The organism is Salinibacterium sp. SWN167 (assembly GCF_015864665.1).
Classification (GTDB): Bacteria; Actinomycetota; Actinomycetes; order Actinomycetales; family Microbacteriaceae; genus Rhodoglobus.
Map to the genome: position 1 here is coordinate 249,268 of NZ_JADYWU010000002.1, position 19,287 is coordinate 268,554.

General features: G+C 62.8%; 19 protein-coding genes and 1 riboswitch. Of the genes, 6 read left to right on the plus strand and 13 right to left on the minus strand.

Translation table 11 applies throughout. From position 1 onward, the window contains the following. Positions 1–10: 10 nt before the first annotated feature. Together I6E60_RS11115 and I6E60_RS11120 are read left to right on the plus strand one after the other, a co-directional pair. On the plus strand, positions 11–565 hold the full coding sequence (locus I6E60_RS11115; protein ID WP_231601514.1) for a hypothetical protein: 555 nt from the start codon (positions 11–13) through the stop codon (positions 563–565). Position 566: 1 nt separating this feature from the next. Next, positions 567–1,367 carry an RNA methyltransferase gene (locus I6E60_RS11120; RefSeq protein WP_197180367.1) on the plus strand — a complete coding sequence of 267 codons (801 nt, stop codon included), beginning with the start codon at positions 567–569 and terminating at the stop codon, positions 1,365–1,367. A 101-nt stretch (positions 1,368–1,468) separates the two neighbouring features. Here the strand turns inward: I6E60_RS11120 and I6E60_RS11125 are convergent, their stop codons facing one another. The 4 genes from I6E60_RS11125 to I6E60_RS11140 all read right to left on the minus strand — a co-directional run bounded on the left by I6E60_RS11125 (position 1,469) and on the right by I6E60_RS11140 (position 4,834). Beyond that, positions 1,469–3,340 (minus strand): ABC transporter ATP-binding protein, encoded by a 1,872-nt coding sequence (locus tag I6E60_RS11125; RefSeq protein ID WP_197180369.1) that lies wholly within the window; start codon positions 3,338–3,340, stop codon positions 1,469–1,471. A gap of 199 nt (positions 3,341–3,539) precedes the next feature. Then, positions 3,540–3,908 (minus strand): DUF202 domain-containing protein, encoded by a 369-nt coding sequence (locus tag I6E60_RS11130; RefSeq protein WP_197180371.1) that lies wholly within the window; start codon positions 3,906–3,908, stop codon positions 3,540–3,542. Then, a complete protein-coding gene (locus I6E60_RS11135) occupies positions 3,905–4,285 on the minus strand; it encodes a YidH family protein (protein WP_197107834.1) in 381 nt (126 codons plus the stop codon). Before I6E60_RS11135 ends, I6E60_RS11130 begins: the two co-directional genes overlap by 4 nt. Positions 4,286–4,342: 57 nt before the next feature. Next, positions 4,343–4,834: a hypothetical protein gene (locus I6E60_RS11140; protein WP_197180373.1), complete on the minus strand. Its 492-nt coding sequence runs from the start codon at positions 4,832–4,834 to the stop codon at positions 4,343–4,345. 240 nt (positions 4,835–5,074) lie between these two features. Between I6E60_RS11140 and I6E60_RS11145 the strand changes: the two genes are divergently transcribed. Then, positions 5,075–6,121: an RHS repeat-associated core domain-containing protein gene (locus tag I6E60_RS11145; protein WP_197180375.1), complete on the plus strand. Its 1,047-nt coding sequence runs from the start codon at positions 5,075–5,077 to the stop codon at positions 6,119–6,121. Positions 6,122–6,558: 437 nt separating this feature from the next. After that, positions 6,559–6,999, plus strand: a complete 441-nt coding sequence (locus I6E60_RS11150) for a hypothetical protein (RefSeq protein ID WP_197180377.1) — start codon at positions 6,559–6,561, stop codon at positions 6,997–6,999. Positions 7,000–7,014: 15 nt separating this feature from the next. Here the strand turns inward: I6E60_RS11150 and ribH are convergent, their stop codons facing one another. The 9 genes from ribH to I6E60_RS11195 form a co-directional block, all read right to left on the minus strand. Then, entirely contained in the window at positions 7,015–7,488 is a 474-nt protein-coding gene (gene ribH / locus I6E60_RS11155; protein ID WP_197180379.1) for a 6,7-dimethyl-8-ribityllumazine synthase, read from the minus strand. Then, on the minus strand, positions 7,488–8,780 hold the full coding sequence (gene ribB, locus I6E60_RS11160; RefSeq protein ID WP_197180381.1) for a 3,4-dihydroxy-2-butanone-4-phosphate synthase: 1,293 nt from the start codon (positions 8,778–8,780) through the stop codon (positions 7,488–7,490). The genes ribH and ribB overlap by 1 nt, the downstream gene beginning before the upstream one ends. After that, positions 8,777–9,400 carry a riboflavin synthase gene (locus tag I6E60_RS11165; protein ID WP_197125925.1) on the minus strand — a complete coding sequence of 208 codons (624 nt, stop codon included), beginning with the start codon at positions 9,398–9,400 and terminating at the stop codon, positions 8,777–8,779. Before I6E60_RS11165 ends, ribB begins: the two co-directional genes overlap by 4 nt. A 2-nt stretch (positions 9,401–9,402) precedes the next feature. Then, on the minus strand, positions 9,403–10,452 hold the full coding sequence (gene ribD, locus I6E60_RS11170; RefSeq protein WP_197125924.1) for a bifunctional diaminohydroxyphosphoribosylaminopyrimidine deaminase/5-amino-6-(5-phosphoribosylamino)uracil reductase RibD: 1,050 nt from the start codon (positions 10,450–10,452) through the stop codon (positions 9,403–9,405). Positions 10,453–10,553: 101 nt separating this feature from the next. Next, a riboswitch (FMN riboswitch) is annotated at positions 10,554–10,708 on the minus strand. 145 nt (positions 10,709–10,853) lie between these two features. After that, positions 10,854–11,609, minus strand: a complete 756-nt coding sequence (locus I6E60_RS11175; RefSeq protein WP_197180383.1) for an HAD family hydrolase — start codon at positions 11,607–11,609, stop codon at positions 10,854–10,856. A 21-nt stretch (positions 11,610–11,630) separates the two neighbouring features. Then, positions 11,631–12,197 carry a GNAT family N-acetyltransferase gene (locus tag I6E60_RS11180; RefSeq protein WP_197180385.1) on the minus strand — a complete coding sequence of 189 codons (567 nt, stop codon included), beginning with the start codon at positions 12,195–12,197 and terminating at the stop codon, positions 11,631–11,633. Next, entirely contained in the window at positions 12,197–13,207 is a 1,011-nt protein-coding gene (trpS, locus tag I6E60_RS11185) for a tryptophan--tRNA ligase (protein ID WP_197180387.1), read from the minus strand. Before trpS ends, I6E60_RS11180 begins: the two co-directional genes overlap by 1 nt. A gap of 12 nt (positions 13,208–13,219) precedes the next feature. Further along, positions 13,220–14,080, minus strand: coding sequence for an exodeoxyribonuclease III (locus tag I6E60_RS11190; RefSeq protein ID WP_197180389.1), 861 nt, complete (start codon positions 14,078–14,080; stop codon positions 13,220–13,222). Positions 14,081–14,124: 44 nt separating this feature from the next. Further along, complete coding sequence (locus tag I6E60_RS11195; RefSeq protein ID WP_197180391.1) at positions 14,125–15,237, minus strand: YihY/virulence factor BrkB family protein; 1,113 nt, start codon at positions 15,235–15,237, stop codon at positions 14,125–14,127. A gap of 54 nt (positions 15,238–15,291) precedes the next feature. Here I6E60_RS11195 and ptsP point away from each other — a divergent pair, with 54 nt between their 5' ends. Continuing rightward, the gene (gene ptsP, locus I6E60_RS11200) at positions 15,292–16,938 is read left to right on the plus strand and encodes a phosphoenolpyruvate--protein phosphotransferase (protein ID WP_197125914.1); all 1,647 of its coding nucleotides are present in this window, start codon (positions 15,292–15,294) and stop codon (positions 16,936–16,938) included. A 596-nt stretch (positions 16,939–17,534) separates the two neighbouring features. After that, positions 17,535–19,157 (plus strand): sigma-70 family RNA polymerase sigma factor, encoded by a 1,623-nt coding sequence (locus I6E60_RS11205; RefSeq protein ID WP_197180393.1) that lies wholly within the window; start codon positions 17,535–17,537, stop codon positions 19,155–19,157. Positions 19,158–19,287 lie beyond the last annotated feature (130 nt).

Sequence of the window (19,287 nt, forward strand, 5' to 3'; positions counted from 1 at the left end):
TGGCCGAGAAATGACAAACGATATGAGCGAGCCAGAGCTGAGCCTCCCGGGTTTCATCGCTGAGTCAGACGTTCTGCCACCGAGTAAGGGCTTGGGCTGGCGTCTGCTGGCGTTGCTGGTGGGTTTGGGACTCGTGATCGGCCTCGCCATTGCGGGTGGCGCAGCAGTCTTCACAGCGATCTGGCCGACCAGCGAGACACTGTGCGATTCCTCTGCCGGCACCTGTAGCGATGTTTCGGCTGAGCAGATCGCCGAGTTCTCGCTCATTGATCTTCCCGAGGGCGTCGAGGTCGAGAGCGTGCAGTTCGCGACGGTCGAGGATTCGTTCGGGCTGCTGTATGCCACCGTCGTGCTGCCTGAAGGAGCGGCTGATCCATTGCGTGGAGGTAACTACCGTGTTGCGGCAACGCTGTCGTGGGCATCCGAAGTGGATTCACTCGGGCTAGACAATGCGCTGCTGTACGAGGGCATTGAGTCGATCACCGGGCCCGACTTTGAGGCCGCGAGTGGGCAGCGTGCCGATGGACGCACCGTGATTCTCATCCGCGTGAGTCGGGCACTCTAGCGTGCCGGTCATCCCGATCACCGAGCTCAGCGATCCGCGGCTCGCGGACTATTCGCACCAGACCGATGTTGCACTGCGCAAAGCGCAGGGCACCGAGCACGGCCTTTATCTGGCCGAGTCGACACTCGTGCTGCAGCGCGCGCTGCGCTCCGGTCATCGCGTGCGCTCGGTGCTCGCGCTCGGCACTTCGGTGGACGAGATTGTTGACCTCGTCGGCGACGAGGTTCCCATTTTCACGGGCGACGGGTCGCTGCTCGCGGAGCTCACCGGCTACGTGCTGCACCGCGGTGTCATCGCGTCAATGCACCGGCCGCCACTGCCGGCTCCCGAGACGCTGCTGGCGGATGCTCGCCGCATCGTCATTCTCGAAAACGTCGTTGATCCCACCAACGTTGGTGCCATCTTCCGCTCGGTCGCCGGCATCGGGGCAGATGCCGTGCTCGTCACCGAGCAGTGCTCCGACCCGTTCTACCGGCGCGCGATCCGCGTCTCGATGGGAACCGTGCTCCAGGTGCCGTGGACCCGCATCGGCAACTGGACAGAGACTCGTGAACTGCTCACGGCATCCGGTTTTCAGATCGCAGCGCTAGCGCTCGAGGATGGTGCGGTGTCGTTGCGCGATTATGCGGCGGATGCTCCCGAGAAGGTCGCGCTCGTGCTCGGCACCGAGGGCCACGGTCTTACCCGCGATGCCATCGACGCCGCTGATTCGATCGTGCAGATCCCGATGCGGCACGGCATCGATTCGCTCAACGTTGCTGCGACCGCCGCGGTCGCGATGTTCGCTCTCGCGGTCGAATAGCGGCAGCGCACCCGCTCCGTAGCGGAGAGCCGAGCGGCCCGGCAGCAGCGGCAGGGCCCTAGCGCGCGGGCGCACCGCCGAAGCGGCGCACCCGCGAACCGCTAAACGAGCAGCTGGTGCTTGGCGAGGTCCTTGTAGAGCGGGGTCGACTTCACGAGCTCGGAGTGGGTTCCGACGCCCACAACCTTGCCCTTGTCGAGCACCACGATCTGGTCGGAGTCGACGACGGTCGAGAGACGGTGCGCGATCACGATGAGGGTGCGGTTCTCGGCCACAGCGTCGATGGCTTCGCGGAGCATTTGCTCGTTGAGGCCGTCCAAACTGGAGGTCGATTCGTCGAGCAGCAGAATCGGGGGAGCGGCGAGAAGCGTGCGGGCGATCGCGAGACGCTGACGCTCACCACCGGAGAGCATCACTCCGTCTTCGCCGACAGCGGCATCCAAACCGGCAGGATTGCGGTCGAGCACACCGGTGAGGTTCACGGCCGCGATCACCTTGGTGCATTCCTCGTCGGTGGCGTTGGGGGCCCCGATGAGGAGGTTCTGACGCAGGGTTCCGGCAAGCACGGGCGCATCTTGCTCGACGTAGCCGATCTGGGCGCGCAACTCTTCACGGTTGAGGGCACGGAGGTCGTCGCCGCCGAGGCGTACAACACCGCCCGTGGGGTCGTAGAAGCGCTCGACGAGGGCGAGGATGGTGCTCTTGCCGGCACCCGACGGGCCGACGATGGCGGTGCGTTCGCCGCGCTTCACGGTGAAGCTGACTCCGCGCAGCACGGTGAGGTCGATCTCCTCGGCGGCCGCTTCTGCGCCGCCGTGCTTGAGCGAGGCCAGTTCCGTTTCGGCTTGCACGAGCACCGAGTCGCGGGGGTACGAGAACTCGACGTTCTCGAACGTGATCGCGGCATCCGATTCGATGCTCGGAACGGCAACGACGTTGACGTCGGATTCGAGCTCGCTGGGCAGCTTGATGATTTCTTGAATGCGCCCGAGCGCACCGAGCGCCTGGTTGACGGCGGTGACGGCGCCGAAGGCTTGGCCGAGCGGCATGATCATGAGGAAGAGGAAGAGGATGAACGCGACGAGGTCAGCGATCTCGATGGCGCCGCTGGCCACGCGGTAGCCACCGACACCGAGGACGACGAGGAACGACACTTGCAGCGCGATTCCGGCAATCGGAACCACGAGTGCCGAGATCTTGGCGACGCTGATGCCCATCTTCCAGGCGCCGAGCGCGTCTTCGTTCACGGCCTCGATTTCACGCTCGGTGGCGTTGGATGCTCGCAGCGTGCGCACGGCGGAGATCGCACGTTCCACAGCGGCGGCTAGGTCGCCGACCTTGCGCTGGGCGCGCTGGCTGGCCACACGGATGCGCTTCGAGAGGGTGGTAACCGTGACGACGGCGATTGCGATCACGAGCACGGTGAGGCCGAGCAGCACGGGGTCGATGATGAGCATCGCGATGAGCGCACCGATGAAGGTGATGGAGCCACCGATGGCTTCGACGAGTCCCTGCGTGAGTACGGCGCGCAGCAGGGTCGTGTCGCTGCCGACACGCGAGACGAGGTCACCGGTGCGGCGACGGTCGAACTCCGAGATGGGAAGGTTGAGCATCCGGCTCACGAGACGACGACGGCTGGAGAGCACGACGCCCTCACCGGTGCGCTGCAGGAGGTAGTGCTGGTAACCGCTGATGAGGCCCGAGATGACGACGAGGCCGATGAGTAGCCACACGAGGGTGCCGAGCGATTCGTCGGCCTCGACGATCGTGATGACCTGGCTGACGAGCAGCGGCTGCGCGAGCGAAGCGCCCGCGCCGAGGATGCTGAGGATGATCACGAAGATCATGACCTTGCGGTGCTCGAAGAGGTAGGGGAGCAGCTCGCTGAACTTGGCGCGGGGGCCGTCGTCGGGGTTGTCGCGTGATCCAGAACGTCCGCGACGCGGTGCAGCGGTGTGTGAAGTCGAGCTCATGAAGTTTCTCGTTGTCCCAAAACTGGAGGGCGAAGGTGCCGCGAGTGTTCAGCGGCATCGGCATCAGCAATCAGCCTCTAAAACACTAAGCCTTTCCGCTGGATGCTGCGTACAACATCCGGTGTATCTGTGTTGCGGGAGCTGCTTCGCGGGGAGGCCGCCGGGTACTGCGGAACGAGCACAAAGCTTGTAGCCGCAGCTACAGGGATTGAATTGTCGGGACCATGCCGAGTGCGGCAAACACCGCACCGACGACGGCGAGCACGAAAACGGCCAGCGCCCACAAGAACAGCGGGGCAGCACTCGTGAGGCGAATGCGATCGGTGGATGCCTGAACAAGCTTCGTATGCACGGTGCGGTATCTACGATGCCCCACCCAGAACAGCACGGCGGTCAAGATGAGGCCAATCGCCGCGACGGCGTAGCTGGCAATGCTGACGGTGTTGAGGAGCAGTCGCGCGGAGACGAGCGCGGCAATCGCAAACGACAGCACGGTGCGTTGCCAGGCGAGGGCGGTGCGTTCCGCTTGCAGTCCGGCATCGAATGGACGGTCGAAGGCGCGCGTCACTGGAGGAGGATACCGATCGCGAGCAGCAGCCCGGCCACAACAACGCCGCCACCGATGGGGCCAGCAAGGTTAGGGGAGGGCAACGGGCGCCCGAGTCGCAGCGACTGCTCGGCCTTCATCCAACCGAACCACGCCTGCATCGGGGCGAGCACGCCCAACAGAATCAGCAGCACGGATGCCCCGAGTCGGAACCCGGGAGCGATCGGCAACACGAATGCCTCTAGTGCCACACCCGCGGCGATCAGCGCGAGGGCGGTGCGGATCCACGCCAGAAACGTGCGCTCGTTCGCCAAGCTGAAACGGGCATCCGGCTCAGTGCCAACGCCGTAGACGCGGCGCGGAAAGCGGCGAGGAGGTGGCTGTACTGGTTCGGTCACGAGCGATCCTTCATGCCCCGATCCTAGCGGGGACGAGGAGCACTGGTCGTCGCACGTTTACTCCGTCGGCCTCACGAAGTCTTCAATGAAGTCAAAGTCGTCGAGGGTTCCATTTACGAGAAACTCGCCATACTCGCCGGCGGGGAGCGAGTCGACAACCACGCTCGGCGCACCCTGTCGGATCTCAAGGATTACGATGCCTGTGTCGGGTCCGCCGCCCGCAAGCTCTAGGCCGTCACCGGGGCGAAAAACGCCGGTCAAGGCTTGGCCGACGATAATGACCAAGCCGTCGCCATCTTCGTACTTGGTGTACTTATCGTGCATCTGGAACGCGACTTCGCTGCCGGGCGCCGTACTTTCGATCGGCTCGCTCGTGGGATCCGCCGAAGCTGACGCGCTAGCTTCATCCGCGATGAACGTCGGTGTTGCGGTGGAATCCGCATCTGAGGGGCTTCCGGGCGTGCATCCGGAGACCGCTATCGCGAGGCCGAGAATCACCAGGGCGGCCAGGGATCGAGCGGAGTGCGTCATTCGTGGTGAGTTTCGCATACCGCCAGCCTAGGCCGGGTTTCGAGGCAGCGGCTAGGGTTTCTGAAAAACTTTCACGCTAGCCGTGCCGTCACAGGTTATTCGCCTCGAAGCTGACGCAACAGCACCGCGGTCGCGGTTGTCGCCCCGGATGCCTCAGAGACGATCGGCTACACCAGCAACGGCGACGGCCTCCGTCAGACTCGAACCGATAGTGACGGCACGCGCAACTTCACCTGGCAGACCGGTAGCAGCTTGCCGTTGCTGCTCGATGACGGAATTAGCTCGTACCTTTACGGGCCATCATTGGCGCCAATCGCTCAGATCGACAATGCCACTGGTGCTGTGCAGTATTTGCATTCAGATCTGATCGGGTCCACCCGAGTGATCACCGACTCCGCGGGCGCCGCGGTGGGCATAACTCAGTACGACGAGTACGGCAACCGCACCGCGCACGCGGGTGCCGCCGATAGCGAGTTTGGGTTTAGCGGTAACTGGACTGACCCGGATACTGGGTTCGTTTATCTCCGAGCACGTGACTATGACACGACGACCGGTCAGTTCACGACGGTGGATCCTGCGGTGGACTCCACTCGTCAGCCGTACGCGTATGCCGCGAACAACCCACTACAGAACATAGACCCGACCGGCTTGGACTTCTGGGGGGACGTCGGAAACAACGGCCTAGCTTTCGGCGCCGGCTTGCTCGATAGCGCCACCTTCGGGCTTTCCGGCGCTGTACTCGGTGCTGTTGTCCCAGGCTATAACTGCCTCACGGAGGGCAATCCGTGGTTCACCGCGGGCGTCATCGTTGGCACGATCGCGGTAGGACTAGCGACTGCCGGGGTCGGGGCCGGCGTTGCTATTGCCGCAATTGCCGCGAGAACTGCCATCAAGGTCGCGGTGAAAACGGCTGTCTCAGCGAGTCAAAGAGTTGTCACGGGCGGGGTAGTAAGGGCGCCCGCGAGGCTCGGCGCTGCAGCGACTCAGAGCGCTACAAAAAGCGGGACTAATGTTGTCAACGAGGGCATCTATGTAGTGCGCACGGAGATCGGGGGAACGTACACTGGGCAATCGGGCAACATCGCTCAACGGCTTCCTGCGCACGTTAGGCAGGGCAAATTTACTCAGGCGGAGGTTGACGGCGCTGTGCGCACTGAAGTTCTAGGTGGGAAGACTGCGCGCGAGATCGCGGAGCAGCTCAAGTTGGACTCGCTAGGTGGGCGTGACGCTCCTGGGGTGCTAAATAAGGTAAACCCAATTGGAGAGTCCCGCATGGAACTGATGCCGCCAGGATACTCTCGATGAGTTTCGAAGTCGTCGAGACGCCATTGGGAACCGATTTGGTTGTGACAGGTGACTGGTCCGCTGCCGCGAGTCGACAGATTGATGCGGGCGCAGCTGATGGCTTAGTGCTCAACTACGCACTCGGCTTTCGCGAAAGAGATTTGGAGTTCGTCCGTGGACTGCCGATTCGCCGCCTGAAGCTTCTGGCGAGAACCCACAGAGACATATCTCCTGTGTACTCACTAGCGGATACTTTGACCTGGCTATCGGTACAGTCGCATCCGAGGGTACAAATCGAATGCGAGCGTCTTCCTCTTCTCTCGCACCTCTCTGCTGACTGGAGTCAGGTCCAAGGATCGATCCGGTTTCTCCCTCACCTTCAACAACTTTTTCTTGGTCACTACTCTGAACGAGACCTCTCCGCTCTCGGGACGCTCGAGTCGCTGACAAGCATCGTGATGAAGGACTATCCCCAGCTGCGCTCCCTTGACGGACTAGAACTATTCCCGGCGCTCGCAGAGTTGGGAATTCATCTCGCGAAGAACCTCGGAGATATCGAGGCATTGCGACGTTCATCCTCCCCACTCCTGAAGACAGTGCAACTGCCGGCCTGTCGAAAGATCACAGACATCAGTGCAGTTTCTGGATGCACGTCACTTCGCGTCTTCGAACTAAGCGATGGGACAGAGCTACCGACGGTCGAGCCGCTATCGGCGCTAGTCCGTTTGGAGCACCTCGCGCTATTCGGCTCGACAACAGTGGCGGATGGCGACCTCACACCGATCGCCGGGCTACCCCAACTAACTGACTTCCGGATGATGAACCGGCGCCATTATTCGCCATCAGTGCCAGAAATTCAGAGTGTCATTGATGGTCGAGTCAGGGATGCCGGACTCTAGCGAGTTGAGAGCTGGCTAGGCGCCGCGAAGCTGCCGCAACAGCACCGCAGTCGCAATTGCGGCGTTGGCGGCTTCTTCACCCTTGTCCTCTTTTGAGCCCTCAAGCCCGGCACGATCGAGGCCCTGCTGTTCGTCGTCGAGCGTGAGGACGCCGAAGCCCACCGGTTTGCCGGTCAGGATCGAGACCTGCGTGAGGCCGCTGGTGGCGGCATCCGACACGTATTCAAAGTGGGGTGTTCCGCCACGGATGATGACGCCGAGAGCAACAACGGCATCCGCCCCAGCATCGAGGGCTGCTTTGCTCGCGACGGGCAGCTCGAAGCTGCCGGGAACCCGCACCTCGGTCACCTCGGCATTGGCCGCCTTGAGGGCGCGGTGCGCGCCGGCGAGCAGGCCGTTGGTGATGACCTCATGCCACTGGCCGGCAATGATCGTGACCTTGAGGCCGGTTGCATCGGTAACGATTTCGGGGGATCCTGCGCCACTCATCAGAGGCCTTTCGCGGTAAGTCGTGCTTCGTCAAGCACGGCGGTAGAGGGAAGTTGGTGACCCATACGGTCACGCTTGGTTTCGAGGTAACCCTCATTGCCGGCGCCGACGCCAACGACGAGGGGCACAAGTTCGCCGACAATAACGCCACGCTCTTCAAGCTGACGCTTCTTCTCGGGGTTGTTGCTGAGCAGGCTGACCGACGAGATTCCAAGATCCTTGAGGATCCCAACAGCAGCCCCATAATCGCGGGAGTCAGCGGGCAGGCCCAGGGCTAGGTTCGCATCCAGAGTGTCGAGCCCATCCTCTTGCAGACGGTAGGCGCGCAGCTTGTTGATGAGGCCGATGCCACGGCCTTCGTGGCCGCGAAGGTAAATCACGGCGCCACCATCACGTTGGATGGTCTCGAGCGCACTATCGAGCTGGGGGCCGCACTCGCACTTGAGCGAACCGAACGCTTCCCCCGTGAGGCACTCCGAGTGCACGCGCACCAGGGTGGGGCCCTCGCCGATGCGCTCGAGGGTTCCGGGCGCGATGAACGCGACGTGATCGGCGCCCGTCGAGTTATCGCGGTAGGCGCGTACGGTGAAGGAACCATGCACGGTCGGGATGGTGGTTTCGACCTCGAACTGCACGCGACTCATCTCGGGGATCGGTTCGATCGGTGCCGGGATGGTGTCGCAGCGGTTCTCTTCGAGCCAGTGCATGAGGTCCAGAATCGTGATGACGAGCACATCTTCGCGCGCACCGAACTCGATCAGTTCGGGCAGCCGCATCATTTCGCCCGAGTCGAGCACGATCTCCGAAATCGCCGCGACGGGGCGCAACCCCGCGAGCTTCATGAGATCGACGGATGCTTCGGTGTGGCCGTCACGCTCGCGCACTCCACCATCGACTGCGCGCAGCGGCATGATGTGCCCGGGGCGGTGCAGGCTCGACGGTATCGAGAGCGGATCGGCGAGCACCCGCAGAGTGTGGGCCCGATCGGAGGCGCTGATGCCGGTGCTGAGACGGTTGGCGGCATCCACCGACACGGTGTACGCCGTGCCGCGAGGGTCTTCGTTCACAGCGACCATCGGCGGAAGCGCCAGTGCGTCAGCGATCTCGTTGGTCATCGGAGCGCAGATGAAGCCGGAGGAGTGGCGCACCATCCACGCGATCCACTCTTGACTGGCGAGCTCGGCGGAAATGATGACATCGCCCTCGTTCTCGCGGCCTTCATCGTCGGCGACGATCACGGGGCGACCCGCGCGGATCGCCTCAATGGCATCGGGGATAGTGGCGAGACTCATGACTCGGTCCTTTCGTGACGCTGATCAGCGTCGGTGAACTCCGCCATCCGGGCCACATGGCGGGCGAGGATGTCGGTTTCGATGTTGACGGAGTCGCCCACAGCGAGCGCTCCCAACGTTGTAGCGGTGAGGGTTTCGGGAATCAGCGAAACCTCGAACCAGTCGCGACCCACGGCACTCACCGTGAGAGAGACGCCGTGCACCGCGATGGAGCCCTTGCGGGCGACGAGCGGGGCGAGTTCTTCGGTGAGGTTGAAACGCAGGATGCTCCAGCTGCCCTCATCGGTAATGCTCAGCACCGAGCTCGTGCCGTCGATGTGCCCCTGCACGATGTGGCCGCCGAGGCGATCGCCGACCTGCATGGCGCGCTCGATGTTCACGCGGGCGCCAGCAGCGAGCGAGCCGAGCGTGCTCATGTCGAGAGTGACGCCCATGACGTCGGCCGTGAACCAGTCGGCGCCCTGATCGACAACGGTGAGACACACGCCGCTGACGCTGATCGAGTCACCGTGGCCGGCATCCGACACCGCATTCGGAGCGCGCACCGTGAGGCGGGCACCATCATCGGTCGCGGCCAGCTCGACGACATCGCCGAGCTCTTCAATGATTCCGGTAAACATGGTTACGCTCTCGTTTCTGTCGCCGGGCGGGCGACAATCAGTACGTCGTTGCCCAGCGGGCGAAGTTCAGTGATGCTGAGGTCTTTGGCCTCAGCCATGGTCGTAATCCCGAGCTCGCCGAGCGCGACCTTGGGTCCACCCAACAGCTTCGGGGCCAGGTAGATGAGCAGTTCATCCGCAAGCCCAGCAGCGATGAAGGCGCTCGCGATAGTCGGGCCGCCTTCAACGAAGACGCGCCGGATGCCCGCCTCGAACAATTCGCTCAGTGCGGCGTCGAGGTCGTTGCCGTCAATCTGACGCAGTTTCTCGGGGTGTTGGCGCAGTTGCGCATCCGCCGGAATCTCGCGCCGACCGAGCACCACCGGCTGCGGTTGCGACTCGAGAAGTTCGCCGGCGTCGCCCCGCGCGGTCAGGCTCGGGTCATCGGCGAGCACCGTGCCTGTGCCCACGACGATCGCATCGGCGCGCGCTCGTTGCTCGTGCACGTGCTGGCGGGCGGCGGTGCCGGTGATCCACTGGCTCGTGCCATCGGCGGCCGCAGCGCGACCGTCGAGGGTGGATGCCCACTTCACGGTCACGTGCGGACGCTGCAGTCGAGCGGCGGTCAGCCACGAGTGCAAAAACTCTTCAGCGTCGGCCTGAGCGATGCCGGCGATCACTTCGACGCCACCAGCGCGGAGCCGTTCGGCACCGCCAGCGGAATGTGGCCCAGGATCAGACACCGCGTAGACGACGCGGCTCACGCCAGCATCGAGCAGGGCTTGAGCGCACGGGCCGGTGCGCCCGTGATGGTTACAGGGCTCGAGGGTAACGACGGCGGTGAGGCCTGCGGCGATGCCGTCGAGGTTGGCGAGAGCATCCACTTCGGCGTGCGGAGTGCCCGCACCGTGGTGCCAGCCTTCGGCCACGATCTCGCCGGTGGCATCCACGAGCACGCAGCCCACTTGAGGGTTGCCACCGGTGATCGGCCCGTGGCTCGCCAACGACAGCGCATGGTGCATCAGCTTCTCCAGCTGTTGCACCTGCTGTGCGGTCTGCTCTGGGGCGGTCATCCGGGCTCTCGTCTCGTGGGACGCGCTCCGGGAAAGTGGGTTCGAAAAACCACACTGCACCACTAATCGCGCCCAGAATGCGGGCACGTTCGTTGGTTCAGCTCGTGCTTCCTCTTATCCGGACTGAGAAATCTTGCGATCTCATTACCGTCGGTCCCGGAGTTTCACCAGGTCAACCGTTTCGAAGTTTTCACTTCGGCGCGGGTCGCGGACTATAACCGCCGGTTCGGAATCTCACCGAGCCCCGGAGCACGTTTTGCTTTGCTTAGTCTACTCAACGCGTTTCGCCGCGAACTATTCCCGCCCCAACCTCTCAGTTTGTTACGCGAGGCAGGAGGGACTGGCGCGACTGTTTCGGGCGAGTCCTCGCGCTACGGCCGCAGCCGAAGCGTGCGGCCAGCTCAGTCGAGCAGCCCGTCCAATTCATCAAGCGAGTGGATGACACTAACGCCAGCCGCCCGAGCTTCCTCACGCTGGTCGGTGGTTGCGCTGCGCTCGCGGTCGAGCCACACTCCGGTGAGTCCGGCATTCGCGGCTCCCAGCGCATCCGTCGCTAGCCGGTCGCCGATGTAGACCGCGTTGGCGGGTTCGACGCCGAAGAGTTCGCAGGTGTGGTGAAAGATGCGCGGGTCGGGCTTGGTGTGTCCGAATTCGCCGCTCGCGACGAGGTGCTCAACCCGGTGAGTGAGACCGACTGTCTCAACTTTGCGCGTCTGAAAGTCGAGTTCGCCGTTGGTGATGATGCCGAGGCGGGTGGCGGGGGAGCGGGTCTCCAGCGAATCGAGGCAGGCGAGGGCGTCGTCGTGCAGGTGCCAGGCGTCGCGGTACGCCTCGAAGTAGGTGTCGAACCACTGGCTGGATTCGGCATCGTTGAGCATCACGCCGTAGGGCTCGACGAAACCGCGGGCGCGCGCTTGGCGTTGGCCTTCGAAGGTCAGTTCGCCGCCGAGGTAGCGGTGGTAGTGATGTTCCTCCAGCGCGGTCCAGCGCACACTCTCCGATGCATCGTCGGGCCACACCGCACTCCCGTCGACGCTGGGCCCGGCAGCAAATGCGGCCCCCAACGAACGTCGGTGATTGCGAATACCGAGATCCACGGATGCCCGGTGAGCAAACAGGGTGTCGTCAAGGTCAAAGAGGGCGACTGTGATTGTCAATGCGTCAGCGCTTTCTCAGTTCTAAACCGGCCACGGCTGGCCGGATTCGACCTCATAGGTGGGGTTCTCATCCGGAGCGGTGAGCGTTGCCCACCACGATGGCGGATGCGTGCCGCCGCGATACTCGCTCGAGGCGGGTTCGATGCCGGTGTAGATGAAGCCGAGGCTCTTGGCGATGGCGGCGGAGGCTTTGTTGCCCACGAGGGCTTCCCAGCGCACTTCGGGGCGACCGGTGGAGAACACCCAGCGGCTGACCTCGGCGACGGCTTCTTTCATGAAGCCTTTGCCGCGGTGGGGTTCGCCCATCCAGTAGCCGATGGTGTCGTTGTAGAGGCGAAAGCTGATGACGCCGAGCAGTTCAGGCTTGCCGGTTTCGCGGATTGCCCAGGTGTATTCGTCGTCGTCGTCCCACCACTGCGCCACCAGATTGTTGATGAAGAATTCGGCATCTGATGCAGCGTAGGGCCAGGGGATCGTGAGCGTGTGCTCGAAGATTGGGTCTTGGCAGTAGGCGGTCATGAGCTCGACATCGTCGCCGGTGAGGGCATCCAACGTCAGGCGTTCGCTCGAAAGATTAAAGACCTGCATTAGCGCACCCGCGGCAAGAAGCCGATGCGGTCATAGACGCGGTCGAGCGTCTTCTGAGCCATCTCGTTGGCGCGCTCGGCGTTCTTGCTGAGCATGCGGTCGAGCTCGGCGGGGTCAGCGAGCAGCTCGAGGGTGCGCTCACGCACGGGCGCGAACTCTGCCACCACAACCTCAGCAACTTCCTTCTTGAGATCGCCGTAACCCTTGCCCGCAAAGTGCTCTTCGAGGTCGGCGACGGATGTTCCGCTAAACGTGGAGTGCAGCGTCAACAGGTTCGAGACGCCCGGCTTTGCTTCGCGGTCGAAACGAATCTCGCGCTCATCATCGGTCACTGCCGACTTGATCTTCTTCGCCGTCTTGTTCGGCTCATCGAGCAACCAGAGCACGCCCGCATCCGTCGTCGCTGACTTGCTCATCTTCGACTCGGGGTTCTGCAGGTCGTAAATCTTGGCCGTGGCCTTCTGAATCTGCGGCTCTGGCATCACGAAGGTGTCGCCGAAACGGGAGTTGAAGCGTGCCGCGAGGTCGCGCGTGAGCTCGATGTGCTGACGCTGATCTTCGCCCACCGGAACGATGGCGGTGTCGTAGAGCAGGATGTCGGCGGCCATCAGCACGGGGTAGGTGAAGAGGCCAACCGAGGCGGCATCCGATCCCTGCTTGGCGGACTTGTCTTTGTACTGCGTCATGCGCGAAGCCTCACCGAAGCCGGTGATGGTGTTCAGCACCCACGCAAGCTCAGCGTGCGCCGGAACCTGGGACTGCACGAACAGCACAGAGCTTTCGGGGTCGATGCCGCCGGCGATGTATTGCGCGGCGGTGCGACGGGTCTGAGCGCGCAGCAGTGCCGGATCTTGCGGAACCGTGATGGCGTGCATGTCGACAACGCAGAAGACAGCGTCGTAGTTCTGCTGCATCTCGCGCCACTGCATGAGCGCGCCAATGTAGTTGCCCACGTGGAGCGAATCGGCAGACGGCTGCATTCCTGAAAACAGGCGAGGTGTGGTGCTCATTAGCTAAGTCTTTCAGATCGAATAGTCAACAACGACGGGAGCATGGTCGCTCCAGCGCTCATCCCAGGCGCCGGCCTTGTCGATGCGGTAATCCGCAACGGTGGCCGCAAGCGCGGGGGTGGCGACGTGGTAGTCGATACGCCAACCGGTGTCGGTGTCGAAAGCTTGGCCGCGCTGCGACCACCAGGAGTACGGGCCGTCGACTTCACCAGCGAACTGGCGGCCGACATCCACCCAACCGAGGCCGGGGCCAGTGGTGCCGTCGACGCATTCGATGGTCTCGCCAGCAGCGCCGAAGAAGCGGTCAAAGTAGGCGCGCTCTTCAAGGAGGAAGCCCGCCTTCTTGCGGTTGCCGCGCCAGTTCTTGATGTCGAGTTCGCGGTGACCAACGTTGAGGTCGCCGACGATGAGGGCATGGTCGCTGTGCGCGGCAAGTTCGGGCAGGCGCACGAGCATGGCTTCTAAGAACTTGTACTTCTCGACCTGCTTCGGGGTATCGACAACGCCCGAGTGAACGTAGGTGCTGACGACGGTGACGGTCGTGCCGTTGACATCGAAGTCGGCTTCGAGCCAGCGACCGGCGCTGTCGAAGTCGTCGGCGCCGAGCGCAACGCGGTGAGCGAGAGGGGCGGATGCCGCAGATCCCTTGCGTGAGGCAACAGCGACGCCCGCGCGGCCCTTCGCTGTCGCGGCGTCGTGCAGGATGTTCCAGCCATCGCCGAGCAACCCTTCGATGTCGGCGTCGGCGGCGCGAACCTCTTGCAACGCGAGAATGTCGACGTCACGGGCATCCAGCCAGTCGCCCATTCCCTTGCGGTAAGCGGCGCGAACACCATTGACGTTGACGGATGCGATGCGAAGACGTGTTGCCATGCCTCAAGACTACCGAGCGCCACTGACCCTGTGGTGACCGTCAGCTACCTCTTGCTGTTGCGCTTCATCATCCGTTTAAAGGTGCGCTTGAACTTCACTTCGTTGGCCTTGTCGAGTTCGCTCTGCTCGTCGGGAGTTGCCTGCGGTTTGCGGTTGGCCTGACGCTGAGCCTTGCGGTCGGCTTTGACGGCCTTGTTCGCTTTCGCGTCATTGGCGGCCTTCGTCGCTGCCACGGCCCGCGGCGCCTCAGCATCACGCTTCTCGCCGCTGATGTCGAGGTCAGCGTCATCGGCGGAGACGGCAATCCACGCCGAACCGATGAGAATGATTTGGCAGATCAAGTTGAACCAGATCAGCAAACCGATAATCACGGCGAAGGATGCCAACAGCGGGTTGCGGGTGGCACCTTCCAGCAGGAAGCCACCACCAAACTTCAGCGCACCAAGCGCTACGGCCGCAATGATCGTTCCCTGAGCGAGCACACGGAAGGGGATCTTGATGCCGGAAACTACCCGATAGAACACGGCGAGAGTGGCGGTGTCGAGAAGCAGCACAATCACGAGGGCGACACCGCGAGTGGCGATGATCGCGACATCGGAGTCTTCATCGATCGATACGAGGCCGAGTATCCAGTTCAGGGCGGCGGAACTCACGACAGAGATCGCAGCCGACAGCAGAACGGCAAGGCCGAAGCCAATCGCCAGCCCGACATCTTTCAGTTTCAAAATAAGGAAGTTCGTCTCGGAACTCTCGAGGCCAAACATGGAACGAACGGCACTGCGGCCGGAGGCGATCCAGCCCAGAGCAGTAAACGCCAAACCGAAGGCAGCAATGACACCAGTGATACCCAGAATGCTGGTGTCGGCGAGGGTGTCGCGGCTGATCGCGCCGTTGCCGCTGCCATCGCCAATGAGGCCAGGGATGTTCGTGGAAATGAAGTTGTAGACCGCATCGAGCAACACTGGATCGCCCTGCACGATGAAGCCAGCGACAGCGAAACCAACCCAGATTGCGGCAAAGACGGCGAAGATCGCTTGGTAGGAAAGTCCCGATGAGAGGAGTGGTCCTAACTTTTCCGCGTAGTGCATGAAGACACGCACCGGGCGTAGCTGGAGTACCCACTCAATGGCTGGTTTCAGTCGTTGCGCAAGCTGCATCCAATAAGAATAGCTAGGCTGTCTGTGCGTAACTCAGAGGAGAGGTCAGATCACATGGAACTTCAGGGTGTTGGAGTCGGACGATCGGTTGCTGTCGGAAAAGTCGTGCGGATGCCCGACCCCCTTCCGGAACCGAAAGATGCTCGCCATTCCGGCGATGCTGCAGCAGAAAAAGAAGCGGCAGCATCCGCACTGACTTTTGTGGCTGCTGACCTGCGCGCCCGCGCAGAAAAAGCGGATGCCGAAGCCAACGAGGTTCTCACCGCTACAGCCCTCATGGCTGAAGACCCCTCGATTCTCGACAGTGTGAACGAACTGATCGACGGCGGCAAAGCTGCCGAGCGCGCAGTGTTCGAGGCCTTCGCTTCGTTCCGCGAGATGCTGATTTCGCTCGGCGGAATGATGGCCGAGCGTGCCACTGACCTCAGTGACGTGAGCCAGCGCGTAGTCGCTCGCCTGCGTGGCGTCGAAGCCCCTGGCGTTCCGCAGCGCGACGAGCCGTTCGTGCTCGTTGCCGACGACCTCGCTCCGGCAGACACTGCACTGCTCGAACTCGACAAGGTTCTCGCTCTCGTCACTCGCCAGGGTGGCCCCACGAGCCACACCGCGATCCTCGCTCGCTCGAAGGCGATCCCCGCCATCATGGGCGTCGCAGAAGCACTCGACCTTGCCGATGACACCCTGGTAATTGTGGATGCCGGTGCTGGCATCATCACGACAGAGCCCACCGCTGAGCAAGTCTCCGCAGCAGAGGCCCGCATCGCCGAGCTCGCTGCCGCAGCAAACGCTCCCATCACTGATGGAGCTCTCGCTGACGGAACCCTCGTTCCGCTCCTCGCCAACTTGGGCACTCCCTCTGAGGCCGCGCAGGCGGTTGAGCTGGGCGCTGAAGGTGTTGGTCTGTTCCGCACCGAGCTCATGTTCCTTGACGCCAAGACTGCGCCGACGGTTGAAGAGCAGACCAAGGAATACACCGAGATGCTGCAGCATTTCCCGGGCAAGAAGGTTGTCGTTCGCGCGCTCGATGCTGGTGCCGACAAGCCCCTGAGCTTTATGGACATGGGCGAAGAAGTGAACCCCGCCCTCGGCCAGCGCGGCCTCCGCTCGCTTCGTGTCAACGAGAACATCCTCCGCGACCAGCTCACTGCCCTTGTCAATGCGCAGAACGCCACGGATGCCGACCTCTGGGTCATGGCCCCGATGGTGTCGGATGCCGAAGAGACCGAATACTTCGTCGCCCTAGGCCGCGAACTCGGCCTCAACACTGTGGGTGTCATGGCCGAGGTTCCCTCGCTCGCCGTGCTCGCCGACCAGGTTGCCGAGCGCAGTGACTTTGTCTCGATCGGCTCCAACGACCTCACCCAGTACACGCTCGCTGCAGACCGGATGCTCGGCACCCTCGCCAAGTTCCAAGACCCATGGCACCCTGCCGTGCTTCGCATGGTGAAGATGCTCGGAGACGCTGGTGCTGCTGCGGGCAAGCCCGTCGGAGTCTGTGGCGAAGCTGCTGCCGATCCGCAACTCGCGATCGTCCTTGTCGGTCTGGGAGTCACAAGCCTCTCGATGACGCCCGCGGCGCTCGCCGACGTGCGCGCCGAGCTTCTGACGGTCACGCTTGAGCAGGCTAAGGCTCGCGCTGCTGCTGCTATCAACGCAACGACCGGGCCGACGGCTCGCGAAGCTGCTGCACAGGCTGCCTAAGACCTAGAACACACGAAGTGCCGCCACCCCAATACGGGTGGCGGCACTTCGTCGTTAAAGGGGGCTCACGCTGGTGCTGCGCTCGCTCCACTCGTGCGCTGTGAGCGCGAAGTGGTCCACTCTGAAGGCTGATTACAGGGATGGTCGCGGGGTCTGCAGCGGGGTGGTGTGGGCTTCCCAAGCACGCCGAGGAAGGTGATCGGGGTACATGGAACACAGGTGAGTGGTTCTGGTGTATTCCGCGGAAGGTGGTCCTGATCGGCAAAAGTGGTTTTCGCTGGCGGCCGTGAAGTGGTCAGCGTGGTTGCTAATGGGCAGCCGAGATTCCGGCAGAGAGAGCCCTCTCCAGCGGCGCAGGTGGTCTAGTTCGGGAGGCAATGCGTCGGCGTGCGCCGCTAGTCTAAAAACCGCTAGAACGCGGCACTATTCGGGTCAGAACGATCTGTTCCCCCCTAGTGGGGGCACAATTTTTCGAGAAAAGTCGATAGTCTGCGTCATAGAGAACGGGTTCATCGGTCTCTTTGGGTAAGAAGGTTTTGTTTTTAGAATCTTCGCCCCAAAGGGACAAAGAGAGGCCCGGGAAATGGATCAGGGGGATGAGCGGAATCGTGGCACCGAAGCTAACCACTTCGGACGAGCAGCTGCTGGCACAGGCGCGTACGGGGGTACAAAACGCCTTTGCCGAGCTCTGGAGTCGCCACTACCGCTCGGGAATATGTGTTGCCCGTCAGTACACGTCGATAGACGCGGACGATCTCGTGTCTGAGTCGTTCGCGCGTATTTACCAGCGTGTGCTGGCGGGTGGCGGCCCACAGGGTGCCTTTCGCCCCTACCTCTATACGACCATCCGCAACCTCGCGTCGACGTGGGGCGCTGCCTCCCGCGAAGTGCAAGTGGATGAGATCGCCGACTTCGAAGACCCCAAGACTCTCGACGACCCCATTGCCGTTGCGCTCGATCACTCGCTCACCGCCAAAGCCTTCCGTGAACTTCCGGAACGCTGGCAGTCAGTGCTCTGGTACACCGAGGTTGAAGGCATGGACCCTCACGAGGTGGCGCCACTACTGGGCATGAGCGCTAACAGCGTCGCTGCGCTGTCGTACCGCGCGCGTGAAGGTCTTCGCAAAGCCTGGTTGCAAGCCCATATCAACGACGCAACGGCATCCGGCGAATGCCAGTGGGCGATGTCAAAGTTTGGCGAGCATGCTCGCAAGAGCCTCAGCGGCAGAGATACCACACGCATCGAAGCCCATCTTGCTTCGTGCGCTCGCTGTGCGATCGTGTGTGAAGAGGTCGACGAGGTTGGTTCACGCCTAGCACTCGTGATGATCCCGATGCTGCTGGGCGGCGTTGCTGGTGGCGGTTTCCTGAGTGCCTTCGGGCAGGGCGGCGCAGCGTCGCTTACCGCAGCAGCAGCGCCGGCCATGCCAGCAGCGGTGGTCGCCAGTACGCATCTGGTGGGCGCTGGCGGCGTGGCTGCCGCAGGCGGAGCCAGCGCGGGGGTACTTCCCGTCGCGGTCGCCGGCACGCTTGCTGCCGCGCTAGCCCTTACCGGCTCACTTGTTGTTCTTGCTCCGACAACTCCCGGATCCACGAGTGCCGAGGGCACAACGACGAGCCAAACCTCTGACGGTCAGGGCAACCCCGACGTGACGAACTCGGGAGTCAGTGACAACCTCGGCGGTTCTCGCACCGATCCCAGCGACATCACGATTCCTACGGTCCCCACGGTTCCCTCCATTGAGGCGAGCACCGATACCGGTGGCATTACAACCGGCTCGGGTGGGCTCGTCGATTCTGTTGGAGATGTCGTCGGGGGGCTTGTCGACTCCGTCATCGGCACTGTCACCGGAGGAGCTGCTCCCGAAGGTCACACGGCCCCAGGCGGCGTTGTGGGTACCGACATCGACCTGAACCTCATCGGAACCGCCACTCCGGGCGCGCACCTCTCGCTGCAGGCGGCGGGGCTCGTCTACGCGACGACGACTGTGTCAAGCGACGGTACCTTTGCGCTCAACGTCACCGGTATCCCGGGTGGGTTGTCATCGCTCGACTTGGTGCAGACCGTCGATCGTGACTATTTGGGCGGCCTGGTGGGCGGCGGCGGCTTGCTCGGGGGACTCCTCGGCACCGTCGATGGCCTCATCAATGACCTCATCGAACCCCTCCAGCTATCGTCGGGTAATAACCAAGGCGTCAACGTTCGTTTACTGAGCTAAACCCCAGTTCGGGGGTGTTTGCAGATTCTTCTCGTCATAATGTGTCGAGAGACCAGTCTCTTTTAGTAGGCAACCCGAATGCCTACTGTGGGCGTTCGCCGTGGGTGACGGACGCACACAAACAAATCGC

Excerpts from the sequence above, each read along its gene's own strand:
- ribD (WP_197125924.1), bottom strand. The coding sequence starts at position 10,452 with ATGACCGCCCCAGAGCAGACCGCACAGCAGGTGCAACAGCTGGAGAAG.
- I6E60_RS11180 (WP_197180385.1), bottom strand. The coding sequence starts at position 12,197 with ATGCAGGTCTTTAATCTTTCGAGCGAACGCCTGACGTTGGATGCCCTC.
- I6E60_RS11140 (WP_197180373.1), bottom strand. The coding sequence starts at position 4,834 with ATGCGAAACTCACCACGAATGACGCACTCCGCTCGATCCCTGGCCGCC.
- I6E60_RS11205 (WP_197180393.1), top strand. The coding sequence starts at position 17,535 with ATGAGCGGAATCGTGGCACCGAAGCTAACCACTTCGGACGAGCAGCTG.
- ptsP (WP_197125914.1), top strand. The coding sequence starts at position 15,292 with ATGGAACTTCAGGGTGTTGGAGTCGGACGATCGGTTGCTGTCGGAAAA.
- I6E60_RS11190 (WP_197180389.1), bottom strand. The coding sequence starts at position 14,080 with ATGGCAACACGTCTTCGCATCGCATCCGTCAACGTCAATGGTGTTCGC.
- I6E60_RS11115 (WP_231601514.1), top strand. The coding sequence starts at position 11 with ATGACAAACGATATGAGCGAGCCAGAGCTGAGCCTCCCGGGTTTCATC.
- ribB (WP_197180381.1), bottom strand. The coding sequence starts at position 8,780 with ATGAGTCTCGCCACTATCCCCGATGCCATTGAGGCGATCCGCGCGGGT.
- I6E60_RS11150 (WP_197180377.1), top strand. The coding sequence starts at position 6,559 with ATGAAGGACTATCCCCAGCTGCGCTCCCTTGACGGACTAGAACTATTC.
- trpS (WP_197180387.1), bottom strand. The coding sequence starts at position 13,207 with ATGAGCACCACACCTCGCCTGTTTTCAGGAATGCAGCCGTCTGCCGAT.
- I6E60_RS11165 (WP_197125925.1), bottom strand. The coding sequence starts at position 9,400 with ATGTTTACCGGAATCATTGAAGAGCTCGGCGATGTCGTCGAGCTGGCC.
- I6E60_RS11125 (WP_197180369.1), bottom strand. The coding sequence starts at position 3,340 with ATGAGCTCGACTTCACACACCGCTGCACCGCGTCGCGGACGTTCTGGA.
- I6E60_RS11195 (WP_197180391.1), bottom strand. The coding sequence starts at position 15,237 with ATGCAGCTTGCGCAACGACTGAAACCAGCCATTGAGTGGGTACTCCAG.
- ribH (WP_197180379.1), bottom strand. The coding sequence starts at position 7,488 with ATGAGTGGCGCAGGATCCCCCGAAATCGTTACCGATGCAACCGGCCTC.